General features: G+C 59.3%; 16 protein-coding genes. 5 read left to right on the top strand and 11 right to left on the bottom strand.

Annotation, left to right across the window (positions count from 1 at the left end):
- Positions 1-222: 222 nt before the first annotated feature.
- Complete coding sequence (locus tag GA0061100_RS01295) at positions 223-1,053, top strand: response regulator (protein ID WP_075850815.1); 831 nt, start codon at positions 223-225, stop codon at positions 1,051-1,053.
- A gap of 184 nt (positions 1,054-1,237) precedes the next feature.
- Positions 1,238-2,569 carry a diguanylate cyclase gene (locus GA0061100_RS01290; RefSeq protein WP_075850814.1) on the top strand — a complete coding sequence of 444 codons (1,332 nt, stop codon included), beginning with the start codon at positions 1,238-1,240 and terminating at the stop codon, positions 2,567-2,569.
- Between the two features lie 40 nt (positions 2,570-2,609).
- Here GA0061100_RS01290 and GA0061100_RS01285 read toward each other — a convergent pair whose 3' ends face one another.
- From GA0061100_RS01285 to GA0061100_RS01270, 3 genes are all read right to left on the bottom strand, one after another.
- Positions 2,610-3,629 carry a GlxA family transcriptional regulator gene (locus tag GA0061100_RS01285; RefSeq protein ID WP_348627044.1) on the bottom strand — a complete coding sequence of 340 codons (1,020 nt, stop codon included), beginning with the start codon at positions 3,627-3,629 and terminating at the stop codon, positions 2,610-2,612.
- A gap of 303 nt (positions 3,630-3,932) precedes the next feature.
- Positions 3,933-4,136 (bottom strand): YjiS-like domain-containing protein, encoded by a 204-nt coding sequence (locus GA0061100_RS01275; protein WP_075850811.1) that lies wholly within the window; start codon positions 4,134-4,136, stop codon positions 3,933-3,935.
- 74 nt (positions 4,137-4,210) lie between these two features.
- Positions 4,211-4,456, bottom strand: a complete 246-nt coding sequence (locus GA0061100_RS01270; RefSeq protein ID WP_075850810.1) for a hypothetical protein — start codon at positions 4,454-4,456, stop codon at positions 4,211-4,213.
- A gap of 123 nt (positions 4,457-4,579) precedes the next feature.
- Between GA0061100_RS01270 and GA0061100_RS01265 the strand changes: the two genes are divergently transcribed.
- Complete coding sequence (locus tag GA0061100_RS01265) at positions 4,580-5,479, top strand: LysR family transcriptional regulator (protein WP_075850809.1); 900 nt, start codon at positions 4,580-4,582, stop codon at positions 5,477-5,479.
- Positions 5,480-5,495: 16 nt separating this feature from the next.
- Here GA0061100_RS01265 and GA0061100_RS01260 read toward each other — a convergent pair whose 3' ends face one another.
- The 7 genes from GA0061100_RS01260 to GA0061100_RS01230 form a co-directional block, all read right to left on the bottom strand.
- On the bottom strand, positions 5,496-7,538 hold the full coding sequence (locus GA0061100_RS01260; protein ID WP_075850808.1) for an ASKHA domain-containing protein: 2,043 nt from the start codon (positions 7,536-7,538) through the stop codon (positions 5,496-5,498).
- Positions 7,539-7,550: 12 nt separating this feature from the next.
- Positions 7,551-7,886, bottom strand: a complete 336-nt coding sequence (locus tag GA0061100_RS01255) for a hypothetical protein (RefSeq protein ID WP_075850807.1) — start codon at positions 7,884-7,886, stop codon at positions 7,551-7,553.
- A 1-nt stretch (position 7,887) separates the two neighbouring features.
- Positions 7,888-8,853, bottom strand: a complete 966-nt coding sequence (locus GA0061100_RS01250) for a methyltetrahydrofolate cobalamin methyltransferase (protein WP_075850806.1) — start codon at positions 8,851-8,853, stop codon at positions 7,888-7,890.
- 102 nt (positions 8,854-8,955) lie between these two features.
- Complete coding sequence (locus GA0061100_RS01245) at positions 8,956-10,062, bottom strand: methylenetetrahydrofolate reductase (protein WP_075850805.1); 1,107 nt, start codon at positions 10,060-10,062, stop codon at positions 8,956-8,958.
- Positions 10,063-10,065: 3 nt separating this feature from the next.
- Complete coding sequence (locus GA0061100_RS01240) at positions 10,066-10,644, bottom strand: methylenetetrahydrofolate reductase C-terminal domain-containing protein (RefSeq protein ID WP_075850804.1); 579 nt, start codon at positions 10,642-10,644, stop codon at positions 10,066-10,068.
- Entirely contained in the window at positions 10,637-10,939 is a 303-nt protein-coding gene (locus GA0061100_RS01235; protein ID WP_075850803.1) for a virulence factor, read from the bottom strand. The genes GA0061100_RS01240 and GA0061100_RS01235 overlap by 8 nt, the downstream gene beginning before the upstream one ends.
- A gap of 237 nt (positions 10,940-11,176) precedes the next feature.
- Positions 11,177-11,815, bottom strand: coding sequence for a DUF1638 domain-containing protein (locus tag GA0061100_RS01230; protein WP_075850802.1), 639 nt, complete (start codon positions 11,813-11,815; stop codon positions 11,177-11,179).
- Positions 11,816-11,835: 20 nt separating this feature from the next.
- On the opposite strand from GA0061100_RS01230, the gene GA0061100_RS01225 reads away from it, so the two are divergent.
- On the top strand, positions 11,836-11,997 hold the full coding sequence (locus GA0061100_RS01225) for an entericidin domain-containing protein (protein WP_075850801.1): 162 nt from the start codon (positions 11,836-11,838) through the stop codon (positions 11,995-11,997).
- 167 nt (positions 11,998-12,164) lie between these two features.
- Here GA0061100_RS01225 and GA0061100_RS01220 read toward each other — a convergent pair whose 3' ends face one another.
- Positions 12,165-12,866 (bottom strand): corrinoid protein, encoded by a 702-nt coding sequence (locus tag GA0061100_RS01220; protein ID WP_075851835.1) that lies wholly within the window; start codon positions 12,864-12,866, stop codon positions 12,165-12,167.
- A gap of 260 nt (positions 12,867-13,126) precedes the next feature.
- Between GA0061100_RS01220 and GA0061100_RS01215 the strand changes: the two genes are divergently transcribed.
- Positions 13,127-14,707, top strand: a complete 1,581-nt coding sequence (locus tag GA0061100_RS01215; RefSeq protein ID WP_075850800.1) for a trimethylamine methyltransferase family protein — start codon at positions 13,127-13,129, stop codon at positions 14,705-14,707.
- Positions 14,708-14,783 lie beyond the last annotated feature (76 nt).

Raw genomic sequence — 14,783 nt, 5'->3', positions numbered from 1 at the left:
GGGCAGAGCCAATATCGGCCGTCGAAGTCTGTGCTTCCTTTGGAAACTTTCGGCTCGCGTTCCCACGAGCACGCAACATTATCGCAACGGCGCATCCGGAAAGGCGCCGATCGATAGAGGCTGTTTTCTTCATCTCCGGGAAACCAGTCCGCTTAACAAATCCGCAAAGGCTTTGTTCTAAAACAATACAGAGGGGATCATTTTCAAAAACAGGTTTTCATTATGCCATTTCTGGGTGTTTCGGGGATGCAATACTCCGGCGCGTCTCTTGCCGGCTCGCGCATTCTTCTCGTCGAGGATTCCAATCTTTTTACATCGATGGTCAGAGCCAAGCTGAAGGAGCTTCTGGACATCGACGTCGAGATTTGCCGCAATTTCGAAGAACTGCAGCTCGCCTACGACAAGTCGTCTGAGCCGATCAAGCTGGCAATCTCGAACATGAACCTGCCGGGCGCCGAAAAGGGCGAGGCCTTGGCCTATCTGCTTGATCTCAGCATTCCAACGATCGCCTTCACCGGCACTTTTCTCGAGGGCACGCGCGACGAGTTGATCGCCAAGGATGTGGTGGATTATATTCTCAAGGACAATGTGTTTGCGGTGGATATGCTGGCGGAATCTATCTGCCGTTTTCTGACAAACCATCGTCACCATGTCCTCATTGTCGACGACAGTGCGACCGCACGCGCTTTGCTGTCCAGTCGGCTGAAGCGCTATAATTTCCGCGTCAGCGTTGCGGAGAATGGTGTAAAAGCGCTCGAAATCCTGAAGGCCAGCGCGGATATCGGCCTTATGGTCACGGACTACAATATGCCTGACATGGACGGCTTCGAGCTGACGCGACGTATTCGTGCGACCACTGGCTCCCACGAGTTGCGCATCATCGGCGTCTCGTCATCCAGCAACCGGCTGCTTTCGGCCCGCTTCCTCAAGGCAGGTGGCAATGATTTCATCCTGCGGCCATTCATCGACGAGGAGTTCTACTGCCGCGTGAATCAAAACCTCGACACTTTGTTGCAGATTCAGTCGTCTCAACCGACCGGCAAGCACGCATAAACGCGAGAAGTCAGGCAAAATAACCTCGAAAAAAGTGAGGGAAAATCACTTTTATGTAAATCTCCGCAATCAGCGGTTCCAATTTTTTCACGAATCCTGTTCAGGATAGGTGGAAGATGGTTTGGCAGACCTGCAATTGACTGAATATTCATGCACCTGATGGTGTGGGAGGAATTGACGGGAAATGGTACTGCATGTGGGATCCCTCGGCGGTGGCATCGGTCACCGCAATGGCAGCCAGACAATACTTCTGGTCGAGGATTCACGCATGTTTTCCGCGGTGTTGTCGCATCGGTTCGAAACCGAACTCGGCTTGGCCGTAACGCATTGCTCTTCCCTGAAAATGCTGAACGAGGTACTGGCGGCGCCGGATAGCAGCTTCACGATGGCGGTGATCGACCTTAATCTTCCGGACGCGGCCCACGGAGAAGCCCTGGATGTTGCCGTCGCCCATGACGTTCCTACCATCGTCTTTACGGCGTCTTTCGACATGGCGACGCGCAATCGCATTATGGAGCGAAATGTCGTCGACTATGTGCTCAAGGATGGCGAGTTCGCTCTCGACAATCTCGTCTCTTCCGTAAGGCGCGCCATTGCCAACCGGTCGATGCGTGTTCTGGTTGTAGATGATGTGCCTTCGGCCCGGAAAATGCTGACGGATTTGCTGCACGCACAGCAATTCAAGGTCGCCGAAGCCGGCACGGGTGTCGAAGCCCTGGCGATGCTCGAGACATTCGACGACATCGAAATCGTCGTCACCGACTACAATATGCCCGACATGAACGGCCATGAACTGACCCGCCGCATCCGCCATCGCTATGGCTCGGACCGAATGCGGATCATCGGCATTTCGTCTTCGAACGATCGTTTGCTGTCTGCGACATTCCTGAAGGCGGGCGCGAGCGATTTCATCTATCGCCCCTTCGTTCAGGAGGAGCTGCAATGCCGCATCGCATTGAATGTCGAGACGCTGTCGCAGCTGAAGCAATTGCGAGCGGCAGCGGCAAGCGACTATCTGACCGGGCTCTACAACAGGCGCTATTTTTATGATCACGGCCCGCGCCTGGTCAACGAGTGCCTGCGTCGCCAACGTCCAAGCTCGGTCGCTATTCTCGATATCGATCACTTCAAGCATCTGAACGATACTTATGGTCACGAAATCGGCGATCAGGTGCTGAAGGCCGTTGCCGGCCGACTTCATGGACTGTTGGAGGGCACCGATAATCTGCTCTCTCGCCTTGGGGGTGAAGAGTTCGCCATTCTTTTTGCTGAAATGAATTCGCGCGCGGCGACCGCGCTATGCGACGAGGTCCGCCTTAGCCTCGCCAGCCTGAAGGTTCATGCCGACGACGAAGAGCTTTCGGTGACGGTTTCCATCGGCGTGGCGGAGATTGCTGGTTACGAGTCCTTCGACAACTATCTCAATGCCGCGGACCAGTTTCTCTACATGGCGAAGCACAATGGCCGAAATCAAGTCTATTCCGATTTCAAGATGGCCCAAGAGGCAGCCCAGTAGGCCGCCTGCGATGTTCCGACTGCTTTGATTTCCACCACTCTCAGACGACGATGCCCGTGCGGTTGGTCGACATGGTCAGCTTGCGTTCCGCGCGCTCTTGCTGCGGGGAACGATTATAGAGTTCGCGATAACACTTGGAGAAGTGCGAGGCGGAAACGAAACCGCAGGCGACGGCCACTTCGACAACAGGCATGGAAGATTGCACCAGCAGATGCCGGGCGCGATCGAGACGGATTTCGAGGTAATAACGAGCCGGCGAGCGGCCCATTTCCTGCCGGAACAGGCGTTCGATCTGCCGGCGCGACAGGCCGGCATCGTCGGCGATTTCCAGAAGCGACAGCGGCTCGGCAAGGTTGCTTTCCATCAGCTCGATGATCGACAGAACCTTGGAGTTCTGCACCCCAAGGCGCGCGCGCAACGGCAGGCGCTGGCGGTCATGCGGGCTGCGGACACGGTCGGTCAGTTGCTGCTCGCAGACGCGGTTGACGAGGTTCTCGCCGAAATCCTGTCCGATCAGGTTCAGCATCATGTCGAGAGAGGCGGTGCCGCCTGCGCAGGTGTAGAGATTGCTGTCGACCTCATAGAGGTCGGCATAGACCTCCGCCTGCGGGAAGGTTTCGGAGAAGCCCGGCAGATTTTCCCAGTGGATGGCGCAGCGCTTGCCGTTCAGCAGACCTGCCTGGGCAAGCACATGGGCGCCCGTACAGAGGCTGCCGACGGCCACGCCGCGATTGTAGGTTTCTCGCAGCCAGGCATTGACCGACTTGTTGTGGAATTCTTCGACATAGATGCCGGAACAGACCAGTACCATGTTCGGGCGGTTCTCGCCGCCGAGATAGCGGCGCTCGTCGGTGAGGGAGGAATTGACCTCCAGTCCGATGCCGCTCGAGGAATAGACTTTCTGACCGTCCGTCGAGGCGAGCCGCCAGGTGTAGGCAGGGTAGCCGAGCATGCGGTTGGCAATCCGCAGCGTCTCGATCGCGGCGGAAAACGGCAGCATGGTGAAATGCGGAACGAGGAAGAAAACCAGGGAACGCGTCTTGATCGGAGTCTTGCTCATGTTGTGAAAATCCATGCTCCAGGGCCGTTACGTATTCCTTGCGTCAAATACGTCGGCCCGATGGTCTATAAGCGACATTGGCATGGATAATCGCGGCCGCAAAGGGATATTTGCGTCTGCTATGAAAAATACGGCTCTAGAGGAGGGAAACGAAGGGGAGGCGAGCAAGATGCTCAAGCGGCGAAATATATTTGCAGGTAATTCTCAGGATTAAAGTGCGCTTCGCATCTGGATGCGGAAATGTTCAAAAGGCGACGCTCGCTTGGGTTGAGCGTCGCCTTCAGCCACTATGCTCTTCAATTATCATCGGGTGGCTTTCGGATTCTTGATTTCGTTCGCGGCCGGCCAGCCCAAGTCCTTGCGCATGTCGTCGGACAGGGATTCGAGCTCGCGAAGGGAGCGCCACTGCTGCCAGCGATTAGCGAGACGAGAAAAGAAGGGCATATAGCTGCTGCCGGACGGAAACGGGTTCCGCGTGCCGGTCTGTCTATAACTGATCGTCGTCATTTCCAGGTTCCTTTCAGTGTCAACCGTTCAAAATGTCACGCCTACCGAGTGTAAATATGGATCTGGCTGGCTCATCAATCAAACGAATAGATCTTATAGCTGCCATTAGTATTTTTGAACGAATGCAGCTTGCCGGGCTTTCGCTCAAGCGCTGCCAAGGTGCGATCCGGCGGGAGGCCGCGCGCATTGACGTCATCGATCAGATGAGCGGGAAAGCGCGTGGCAATCTCGTCGAGCGTGTGCTGCGCCATCCGTTGAATTTTGCGAAGGCGGAGAAGAGAGAAAAGGCGAGAGGCTTCGTCCAATGCCGTGCCAGCCATGACTTTTGCTCCTTTGAGGCTGTCTGCGTGAATTTCCATTACGTCTAATATGGTGCTTCGTTGACATTCAGACAAATGAAATGATATGGTGTTTAGGATCAGAAAAATTGAAAGGTATTCGATATGACCGTACCGTTCCGCCGGCCCATACCGTTGCTTGACAATGAAGTTCTGCGCACCTTCGTCGCGATTGCCGAAACGGGGAATTTTTCGACTGCGGCCGATGCGGTCTTTCGCACGCCGTCAGCCGTTTCGATGCAGATCAAGAAGCTGGAAGAGCAGCTCGGCGTCACGCTATTCCTGCGCGACGCGCGCTCGGTGAGCCTGACGCAGCATGGCGAGATGCTGCTTTCCTATGCCCGCAACATCCTGGCGCTTTCCAACGAGGCGGTTTCGCGCTTCATCATGCCCGAGCTTAGCGGCGTCGTGCGTCTCGGCGCTCCTGACGACATTGGCGAACGGTTGTTGCCGACCATCCTGAAGAGCTTTTCCGAGAGCTATCCGGGGATCATGGTTGATGTCGTCGTCGATATGAGCATCCAACTCAAGAAGCGCATCGAGGAGCAGCGGCTGGACCTTGCGCTGATCAACTGCGCGACGCGGCCCTTCCCGACGGAAGGCGAGGTGATCTATACGGAGCGCCTCGTCTGGGCCGGCGCCAAGTGCGGCACCGCCTATCGTCGCGATCCGCTGCCGATCTCGATCTGGGAAGAGGGCTGCATCTGGCGATCGGAAGCCATGGCGCAACTGGAGCGGCAGAAGCGCGCCTATCGCGTTTCCTATCTCAGTGCCCATACGATGGCGCAGCGCGCGGCGATCGTTTCCGATCTTGCCATTGCTCCGTTCCCGCGCTCCTACATCACCGATGATATGGAAATCCTCGGGCCAAATGAAGGCTTGCCGGAGCTGACGTCGTTCGACATTCGCCTGCTGACAGCTTCGCAGATGACCGGGCCGATGAAGGCGGTGGCCGACAGCATCCGCCAGGCTTTTGTTGAGATCGGGCGCAAAATGGCCGCGTGAACGCGGCCAATCCGTCTTATTCGCGGCTGCGGCGACGCCTGCGGCCGCCGCCTTCTCCGCCATCGTCGGAGATCTGCTTGCGCTCTGGCAATGTCACCACCCTGGAGAGTTCCGGGAAGGCGTCGACCTTGTTCGGCAGGGCCATAGCATAGACGAAATGCTCTTGAAACTTTGATTCAAGCGCCGTCTCTATCTTCTCGATTTTCCTGACGGTTTCTTCGATCTCGCGGCGATGGCCGCGGTTCAGCAGCGCCATGCGTGCGCCAGTGCCGGCGGCATTGCCGACAGCCTTGACCTTGTCGAGCTCGCAGTCGGGTATCAAGCCCAGCACCATCGCATATTTCGGGTCGATGAAGGTACCGAAGGCGCCGGCAAGGCCGATGCGGTCGACATGATCGATGCCCTGCTTGTCCATCAGCAGCTTGACGCCGGCATAGAGTGCCGCCTTCGCAAGCTGAATGGCGCGGATATCGTTCTGGGTGACCGTGATGCGCGGTTCGCCGTCGCGCAGCAGATAGGAGAAGGTACGGCCATTCTGCAGGATGCGCGGCGAGCGCGCTGCCATCGAGCCATCGACGACACCATCTTCCGAGATAATTCCAGTCAGGAACATTTCTGCGACGACCTCGATGATGGCCGAGCCGCAGATGCCGGTGACGCCGACCTTGGCGGCTTCTTCGTCAAAGCCCGGCTCATCCGACCATGGCTCGATGCCGATCACGCGATAGCGCGGCTCCAGGGTGACGGGATCGATGCGCACGCGTTCGATCGCGCCGGGTGCTGCGCGCTGGCCACTCGAAATCTCGGCGCCCTCGAAGGCGGGGCCGGTCGGCGAGGAAGCGGCGACGACGCGATGGCGGTTGCCGAGCACGATCTCGGCATTCGTGCCGATGTCGACCAGCAGCATCATCTCATCCTGGCGATGCGGACCTTCGGCAAGCGTCGCGGCAGCCGCGTCGGCGCCGACATGGCCGGCGATGCAGGGCAGCATGTAGATGCGGGTGCCGACATTCATCGGCAGGCCGATCTCGGCCGATTTCAGATGCACAGCACCGGATACGGCAAGCGCGAAGGGCGCACCGCCAAGCTCGGTCGGGTCGATGCCGAGGAAGAGGTGGTGCATGATCGGGTTGCCGACGAAGACGGCGTTCAGAATATCCTGGCGCGACACGCCGCCATCGACACAGACCTTGTCGATCAGGCCGTTCAGTGCTTCACGGACGGCGTTGGTCATCGCTTCGCGACCGTCCGGATTCATCATCACGTAGGAGACGCGGCTCATCAGATCCTCGCCGAAGCGGATCTGCGGATTGGAGGCGCCGGCCGAAGCGACGGTTCTGCCCGAGAGCAGCGATGACAGGTGCATGGCGATCGTCGTCGAGCCGATGTCGCAGGCGATGCCATAGGCCTCGTTCTTCAGGCCGGGATAGAGCGCGATAAGGCGAGGGCGCTCGCTGTCCTGGTCGCGATGAATGGCGGCCGTCACCTTCCATTCGCCCTTGCGCAGGATCGACTGCACCTGCGGAATGAGGTGAAAATCCACTTCGAGATTATCGTATTTCCAGTCCGCTGCGATTGCCGCTTTCAGCCGATCGAGATCGCCAAGCGGCTTGTGCATGTCGGGTTCCTCGACCTCGACGTAACACATGTGCACGGCCGGATCGCGGGCGATGACGCGTTCGTCGGCCGCCTTGCGCACCACCTGCGCGTTGATGACGGTATCCTGCGGCACGTCAATGACGAGATCGCCCTGGATGAGGGCGGAGCAGGAGAGGCGGCGGCCGTCGGGCAGGTCGCGCACCTCGGCATAGCGCTTTTCCTTCGGCCCGATCGGCGAAAGATGGTCGTTGGAGGAGACGATCTTGTGCTTGGCGAAATTGCCTTCCTGCACGGAGACCTGGCAGCGTCCACAGGTGGCGCGACCGCCACAGACACTTTCGACATAGACGCCAAGCTGGCGGGCTGCCTCCAGCACGGGCGTTCCCACGGGGAAATGGCCGCGCTTGCCGGATGGCATGAAAAGGACGAGGGGTTTCGCGCTGTCGCTGGCTTCGGCCATGGATCAGCCTTTCTATTTGCTAAGGCGGCGCGCATTCGAGCGAACACGCCTGCTATAAGGTTTTATCGCGGCCTCGGCGACCGCGTCGGCAACGCGGCGTGCCGATTGGCGCGAATGGCTTGTCGCCGTCAGGAGCGCGAGGCCTTGCTGCATCATTTCGGCGTTGACGGCAGCGGCGCTTTCGGCCGCAGCCATCATCTTTTCTGAGACCATCCGGTTCATTTCGGTCGCGTTCACGCTGCCGGTCAGCGCGTCCATCCACATCTGCTGCAGCCTTATCGCGATCACGACAGGTGCCTGCAGCCAGAGCGTGGCAAGATCATTGGAAAGGCCGCGACCGGACGACATCTTATTCCCTCACAGCTCCTGCGCCAGCGCGCGCAGCACGGCCACCACGACGTCCGCCACCGGCGGCGGGTGCTGCCGTTGTTGCGGCCGCGACGCCGCCTTCTGCCGGCTTGTAGTCGCGATAGGTCATGATCCAGTTGGTGCAATTGGCGTCCGTGCCGTTCAGCACGTTGGCGGCGCGCACGGCTTCCATCTCCTGCGGGCGGCAAGGGTTCATGATCGCCGAGGTCATGCCGGCGCCGATCACCATGGGAATGAAGCCGGCATTGATGCCGTGGCGATGCGGCAGGCCGAAGGAGATGTTGGAAAGGCCGCAGGTCGTGTTGACCTTGAGCTCGTTGCGCAGGCGGTGCAGCAGCGCAAAGACCTGACGGCCGGCATCGCCGAGCGCCCCGATCGGCATGACGAGCGGGTCGACGACGATATCATGCGGCTTGATGCCATGATCCATGGCGCGCTCGACAATCTTCTTGGCAACTGCGAAGCGCACATCCGGGTCCATGGAAATACCCGTTTCGTCGTTCGAGATGGCGACGACGGGCACGTCGTATTTCTTGACCAGCGGCAGGATGGCTTCGAGCTTTTCCTCTTCGCCCGTGACCGAATTGACAAGCGGCCGGCCCTTGGCAACCTTGAGCGCCGCTTCGATCGCCGCCGTGACCGAGCTGTCGATCGAGAGCGGTACGTCGACCAAGCCCTGCACGATCTCGAGCGTCTGCACGAGAAGGCCCGGTTCTGTCTCGTTCGGGTTGACCGAAGTCACGCCCGCATTGACGTCGAGCATGGTCGCACCGGCGGCCACCTGCTCCAGAGCGTCCTTGATGACGGTGTCGAAATTGCCTTCGATCATCTCGGCGGCGAGCTTCTTGCGCCCCGTCGGATTGATGCGCTCGCCGATCACGCAGAAAGGCTGGTCGAAGCCTATGATGATCTCGCGGGTGGCGGAGGCAACGATGGTACGCGTCATATCTGGTCCTCTGGTCAGTTGGCCCGATAGCTGTCTATCGTGCGGTGATTTGGGTTACAAGCCGGCCGGTTCCTCTCCTGGCCCGCCACGGTCCTGTCGAATTCAATGTGCCTGCTGCGGCGTGTGGTGGGCAGCGATTTCAGCCATGGCCTGCTGGTTTTCTTCCCTGCCTTCGCTGATCTGGTGCAGTCGTTCGGCGACGAGCGCGTCCGTGCGGCTAGCCTCGCGTTTCCAAGGCTGACGGCCCTTCAGCACGCCGGAATCATGCACCATTTCAGCGACATATTCTTCCTGGCGGTAGGCCATGACGTGGATGCCGGAAACGCCCTCGATCTCCTTCACCTCGTTGATGATGTCGATACAGAGCTGCTTGCCTTCCTTCTTTTGATCCTGCGCACCTTCGATGCGCTTGATGACCGCATCGGGGATATGGACGCCCGGCACGTTGGAGCGCATCCAGCGGGCGGTCTTTGCCGAGGCGAGCGGGCCGACGCCGACGAGAATGAAGCATTTTTCGTTGAGGCCGAGGTCGCGCACTTTCTTCATATATTCCCGGAACATCGGCACGTCGTAGCAATACTGGCTCTGGACGAACTGCGCTCCGGCCTCGATCTTCTTCGCCAGCCGGTAGGGCCGGAAATCATAAGGCGGTGCGAAAGGGTTGATGGCGGCGCCGAGAAAGACTTTCGGTGGCGACGTCAGCTTGCGGCCGGAGAGGAATTTGGCGTTGTCGCGCATGATGCGCACGGTTTCGAGCAGCGACATGCAATCGAGATCGAAGACCGGCTTGGCGCCCGGCTGGTCGCCGGCCTGCACGCCGTCACCGGTCAGGCACATGATGTTGCACACGCCCATGGCGGCAGCGCCCAGCACGTCGCCCTGGATGGCGATGCGGTTCTTGTCGCGGCAGGCGATCTGCATGATGGGCGCATAGCCCATGCGGGTCAGCAGGGCGCAAATCCCGACCGAGGACATATGGCAATTGGCGCCGGAGGCATCGACGGCGTTGATGCCATCGACCCAGCCTTCGAAAATGGCGGCGCGCTCGTAGACGTCTTCGGCATTGGCGCTGTCGGGCGGGTTCAGCTCGGCTGTCACGGCGAATTCGCCGCGGCGAAGCACGCGCTCCAGCCGCCCGAGCGAATAATGGCCGGGCAGGGGATCGAGCGGCAGATGGACGCCAAGCGGATTTTCATCGATATGCGACATCGCTCAGGCTTCCTTTTTCGCCGCTTCGCGGGCTGCCGCCGCTTCCGCCGTGACGCGGAGCCAGGAGGAGGTTTCGCGCAGCGACTGGTTGACGGGCTTCTGCACCTTCAGGATCGCATCACCCTGAGTCATGTTCTGCGAGCCATTCCAGGCTTGTACCCAAACGCAGGGCATGTCGGGCTCCACCTCGCAATTGCCGTTGGCACGAACGCCGCCGCAGGGTCCGTTGCGCAGCTGCTTGGGACAGTTCATCGGGCAGGACATGCCCGTCGACGACAGTGCGCACTGGCCGCACATGCGGCAATCGAAGAGGAAGCCCTTCACATTGCGTTCGATAAAGGTGATCGGACGCTCGACGCGTTCATAGCCGAATGCCTTCCACAGCGGATGAAGCAGGAGGAAGGCGTCGGCGAAGCGACGATAGAACCATTCGAAGAAGCGCGAGTGACGTACCGCCCAGAGGCGGACCGTGTATTTGCGCCGGGCGCGGCGGTTGGGTGAGACGCCTGCCGGCGTATAGGCGCCGCTGGCAGCCTTGGCGCCCGCGGCGGCATTGCCGGGCTTCTGGACGGCATCAGCCATTGTCGCGGCCTCCGGCTTTCACCAGTGCCACCAGCCGCTCGCGATCATAGGCGGCTTCGAGCTCGCTTGCCGCCTTGTCAGCCTCGACTTCGAGATCGTCGGATACAGGCACGGGATCGGCCTTGCGCCATTCGGCGAGATAATCGTCGGTTTCGGCAGCGCCGGTGCGCATGGCGCACATGTCGATTGCTTCGGTAAAGCGCAGCGAAAGCTCGCGTTTTGCCGTCTGCCTGCCCTTCTTGATAATCACCTGGGCGGGGATGTCCCGCCAGTAGACGACAATGCGATCCGCCATGCACAAAATCTCCTCTTCACGCAAGAATGCACGTCGACCGATCATCAGACTGCGCTCGCCACGACGCGCCACATGCCGAAAAGCGACGCGACATGAAAACCTCGTCCGCAAGTACAGCCAACGCGCTTTATCCTTTGAAACGGCCAGGTTCGAACTGTGATTGAATGTCGATGACTCGTCCAGCATGTCGGTCTCGGCAAAGAAGCGCGAGGCCAGAAAGCGACGCGGATGTCGCAGCTAGACAGTCAGCAATTCGCGCGCCAAATCGCCGTAGCCAGTGAAGCGATATTCGTAGTCCAGTCCGAGATAAGCGGCAGCTTCCTTTGCTTTTGCCTGCAGCGCCGGATCTTCTTCCTGCGAGAGGTAGACCACCTTGCGGTAGTTGCCGAAATACATATCACGCAGCTCCGGATAGCGATCGAGGCCGAGTGGGACGATGACGAAGGCTTCGAACTGTCTGGCCAGGAAATCGGTGAGGAAGAACGAAGTAATATCGTCGTCGCGCCCGGCGAAAGCCTCATTTCCGGTGAAGAAGGAATAACAGTGCGGGCCGGACAGGCGCTCTATCCCCTCCCGCGCGCAGATCCTGTCGATATCGCCGCCGGTGCCGCAATCGGCATAGCCGACGAAGATTTTCTCGAAGCCGCGCGCGCGGGCATCCGCAATTGCTTGTTCCAGAGCCGGTGCGATCTTTTGGGGATAGGAATGATAGATTGCGGGAAGACAGTGAAGATCGATGTGGTCGAGCCCGTTTATTCTGGCGACCGCCAATATTTCGCGCGCGATTGCCCCGCACGCGATTACATGAACCTTTTGCTTTGTTATGCGTTTACTGTACGGAGGGGTTGTCTCCGCATTTTGCCGATCAACATCCATTCCAAAAGAGGCTCCTGATCATGACCGCATCGACATCTAGCAAAATCGCCGCTGCCTTCGCCGTGCTTATGGTGCTCGCTTCATGCTCCAACACAATTCGCGGCATGGGCAGAGATACGGCCAACGCCGTCAACGCGACGGAAGATGCCGGTCACAAGGTCAAGCGGGCTGTTCAGAACTAAAGCGCGTCGCGATCTTTCAGATTCGCGTCTCGCGCTTTAGGTCTTTGATTTTGCGTATGTCGCTGTCGCAAAACCACTGCGCACTTTTGAGCGACATGCTCTAATGTGAGATGTGGATCGGCCGGCGACAACCCTTTGTTCGTCGCCGGCTTCGAAAAACAAGGCGATCAGGCGCCGGCAGCGAGGCTGTTGTGCTTGCGCTTCATGAATTCCTTGGCGGTCTCGACCGCCACGGCAGCGTCGCGGCAATAGGCGTCCGCACCGACGGCCTTGCCGAATTCCTCGTTGAGCGGCGCACCGCCAACCAGTACGACGTAATCGTCGCGCAGGCCCTTTTCCTTCAGCGTATCGATGACGACCTTCATATAGGGCATCGTCGTGGTCAGCAGAGCCGACATGCCGAGAATGTCGGGCTGTTCGCGCTCGATGGCGTCGAGGTAGTTTTCGACCGGATTGTTAATGCCAAGGTCGATGACGTCGAAGCCGGCGCCTTCCATCATCATGCCGACGAGGTTCTTGCCGATGTCGTGAATGTCGCCCTTGACGGTGCCGATCACCATCTTGCCGAGCTTCGGTGCACCGGTCAGCGCCAGAAGCGGCCGCAGGATCGCCATGCCGGCCTTCATCGCATTGGCGGAAAGCAGAACTTCCGGAACGAAAAGAATGCCGTCACGGAAGTCGATGCCGACGATGCGCATGCCTTCGACCAGCGCCTGGGTGAGGACATCGTAAGGCGTCCAGCCGCGATCTAGAAGGATCTGTGTTGCTTCCTCGATTTCTTCCTTCAACCCGTCATACAGGTCGTCATGCATCTGCTGCACGAGCTCTTCATCAGAAAGTTCCGAGAGAATGATTTCGTCGTCAGACATGCGCTCCATCCCGTTTTCGTGCAATGCATCAGAGACTTGTATAAAACACTGCCGCCATTATCGATAGACCGGAAGGCCGCCAAAACTCTTTTTGAATGCGACGTCGCGCGGATCAATCGCGACGGAGGAAGAACAGTTGATATTCGCAGCCCATGTCTGTCCTATGCTAATTGCTGGCGCATTAAGGAACGTCCGCTTGGCGGAATCGGATAGCATGGGGTCATGATAGACGCATCCATGCGCAGGAGTGAGGAAACATCATGGACGATATGATTGAGCAACCGGCTGCAGGCAATGACGGCGGTGGACGGCGTTCGCGCAGCGAGGGTAGGGGTGCTGCAGCACGGCGCGCTTCGCGCAGCGGCGGAGGTCCCGGCCCATCGCTTCCCTATATCACCCGCAAGATCGGCGTCTACGAAGTGCTCGACGAGGAAGGCCTGCAGCTCATCGAGCGCAACGCCGATACGGTTCTGGAAGAAATTGGTATCGAGTTTCGCGACGATGCGGAAGCTCTGGCGCTCTGGAAGGAAGCCGGCGCCGACGTGCGCGGGCAGCGCGTGCATTTTCCGAAGGGGCTTTGCCGCGAACTTCTGAAGACGGCGCCGAAGGAATTTACCTGGCATGCCCGCAACAGCGCCCGCAACGCCCATGTCGGCGGCAAGGCGACGATCTTCGCGCCGGTCTATGGCCCGCCCTTCGTGCGCGATCTCGAGGGCAACCGCCGCTATGCGACGATCGAGGATTTCCGCAATTTCGTGAAGCTGGCCTATATGGCGCCGTCGATGCATTCGTCCGGCGGCACTGTTTGCGAGCCTGTCGATATCCCGGTCAACAAGCGCCATCTCGATATGGTCTACAGCCATATCAAATATTCCGACAAGCCGTTTATGGGCTCCGTCACCGCGCCGGAGCGTGCCGAAGACACGATCGCCATGGCGAAGATCGTGTTCGGCGACGATTTCGTCGAGAATAATTGCGTGACGCTGAACCTCATCAACGCTAATTCTCCGATGGTTTTCGACGAGACCATGCTCGGTGCCTTGAAGGTCTATGCCCGGCACAATCAGGCTTCGGTCGTTTCTCCTTTCATCCTCTCGGGCGCGATGAGCCCTGTGACGGTTGCGGGTACGCTGACGCAGATTCTCGCCGAGGTGCTGGCCGGTGCTTCCTTCACGCAGCTGATCCGCAAGGGTTCGCCGGTGCTTTACGGCACTTTTGCTGCCTCGATTTCGATGCAGTCGGGTGCGCCGACCTTCGGTACGCCGGAACCGTCGCTCGTCTCCTATGGTGCAGCTCAGCTTGCCCGCCGTCTCGGCCTGCCGTTCCGTACCGGCGGCTCGCTTTGCGGCTCCAAGATTCCGGATGCGCAAGCGGCGCATGAATCGGCCAATACGCTGAACATGACGCTGCTGGCCGGCACGAATTTCGTGCTGCATGCGGCGGGATGGCTCGAAGGCGGCCTCGTCTCCTCCTACGAGAAGTTCATGATCGACCAGGACCAGCTCGGCATGATGCAGAAGATGGCCGAGGGCGTCGATCTCTCAGAGAATGGTCAGGCGCTCGATGCCATCCGCGAAGTCGGTCCGGGAAGCCACTATCTCGGTTGCGGCCACACGCAGGCGAATTTCCAATCCGCCTTCTATCGCTCGCCGCTCGCCGACAACAATTCCTTCGAGCAGTGGGAAATCGAAGGCCAGAAGCGCATCGAGGACCGTGCCAACGCACTTTGCCGCTCCTGGCTCGATCATTACGAAGCGCCGCCGCTCGATCCGGCCATCGACGAGGCTCTTCTTGCCTATATCCAGAAGCGCAAGGACTCCATGCCGGACGCCTTCACCTGAAGAGAGCCCGAGGCCGCCAGGGAGCAAGGCGGTGCGACGCGCGTTGCCGACCTGATCCAGAAGGAGGTCTGGCGGC

Source organism: Martinezella hainanensis, from assembly GCF_900094555.1.
GTDB lineage: Bacteria > Pseudomonadota > Alphaproteobacteria > Rhizobiales > Rhizobiaceae > Rhizobium > Rhizobium hainanense.
Note: the sequence above shows the minus strand (reverse complement) of the source record. Positions and strands in the feature narration are given on the sequence as shown.